1 rRNA gene is annotated in these 1,858 nt (G+C 56.0%); it reads left to right on the top strand.

The features are described 5' to 3' along the window. Window positions 1-85 precede the first annotated feature (85 nt). Window positions 86-1,607, top strand: a 16S ribosomal RNA gene (locus AC3IMC_RS20385). Window positions 1,608-1,858: the final 251 nt, after the last annotated feature.

Raw genomic sequence — 1,858 nt, 5'->3', positions numbered from 1 at the left:
TGGTTTTTTAGCTGGTTTCAAATTTTGTGCAGCTTTTGTCGCCGTTATTTCCGGTGGTTTTGGTTGTGTCTGTTTTTGTTTTACTTCAACGGAGAGTTTGATCCTGGCTCAGGATGAACGCTGGCGGCGTGCTTAACACATGCAAGTCGAACGATGATGCCCACTTGTGGGTGGATTAGTGGCGAACGGGTGAGTAACACGTGAGTAACCTGCCCTTGACTCTGGGATAAGCCTGGGAAACTGGGTCTAATACCGGATATGACCTTCCATCGCATGGTGGTTGGTGGAAAGCTTTTGTGGTTTTGGATGGACTCGCGGCCTATCAGCTTGTTGGTGGGGTAATGGCCTACCAAGGCGACGACGGGTAGCCGGCCTGAGAGGGTGACCGGCCACACTGGGACTGAGACACGGCCCAGACTCCTACGGGAGGCAGCAGTGGGGAATATTGCACAATGGGCGCAAGCCTGATGCAGCGACGCCGCGTGAGGGATGACGGCCTTCGGGTTGTAAACCTCTTTCAGTAGGGAAGAAGCGAAAGTGACGGTACCTGCAGAAGAAGCGCCGGCTAACTACGTGCCAGCAGCCGCGGTAATACGTAGGGCGCAAGCGTTATCCGGAATTATTGGGCGTAAAGAGCTCGTAGGCGGTTTGTCGCGTCTGCCGTGAAAGTCCGGGGCTCAACTCCGGATCTGCGGTGGGTACGGGCAGACTAGAGTGATGTAGGGGAGACTGGAATTCCTGGTGTAGCGGTGAAATGCGCAGATATCAGGAGGAACACCGATGGCGAAGGCAGGTCTCTGGGCATTAACTGACGCTGAGGAGCGAAAGCATGGGGAGCGAACAGGATTAGATACCCTGGTAGTCCATGCCGTAAACGTTGGGCACTAGGTGTGGGGGACATTCCACGTTTTCCGCGCCGTAGCTAACGCATTAAGTGCCCCGCCTGGGGAGTACGGCCGCAAGGCTAAAACTCAAAGGAATTGACGGGGGCCCGCACAAGCGGCGGAGCATGCGGATTAATTCGATGCAACGCGAAGAACCTTACCAAGGCTTGACATGGACCGGACCGCCGCAGAAATGTGGTTTCCCCTTTGGGGCCGGTTTACAGGTGGTGCATGGTTGTCGTCAGCTCGTGTCGTGAGATGTTGGGTTAAGTCCCGCAACGAGCGCAACCCTCGTTCTATGTTGCCAGCGGTTCGGCCGGGGACTCATAGGAGACTGCCGGGGTCAACTCGGAGGAAGGTGGGGACGACGTCAAATCATCATGCCCCTTATGTCTTGGGCTTCACGCATGCTACAATGGCCGGTACAAAGGGTTGCGATACTGTGAGGTGGAGCTAATCCCAAAAAGCCGGTCTCAGTTCGGATTGGGGTCTGCAACTCGACCCCATGAAGTCGGAGTCGCTAGTAATCGCAGATCAGCAACGCTGCGGTGAATACGTTCCCGGGCCTTGTACACACCGCCCGTCAAGTCACGAAAGTTGGTAACACCCGAAGCCGGTGGCCTAACCCCTTGTGGGAGGGAGCTGTCGAAGGTGGGACTGGCGATTGGGACTAAGTCGTAACAAGGTAGCCGTACCGGAAGGTGCGGCTGGATCACCTCCTTTCTAAGGAGCACCTACAGCAGTCATGTCATCGTGTATGCGGTGGTGTGGTGTTGTCAGGAAGCAAGCCCGTTGCGCAGGCGTATGTTCTGCGGCGGGTGCTCATGGGTGGAATATCAACGAATAGGTGCCTGGTGGCACGGACCGGTTGTTAGTACGAATGCTTTCCCTTTTTGGGGTGGGTGTTCTGGAACGCGGCTGGATCGTTTCGCCGGGTGGTGTATGGCACACTGTTGGGTCCTGAGGCAACAGGA

The sequence above is a fragment of the Arthrobacter sp. E70 genome (genome assembly GCF_058266945.1).
This window is presented reverse-complemented; position numbering and strand designations above follow the sequence as displayed.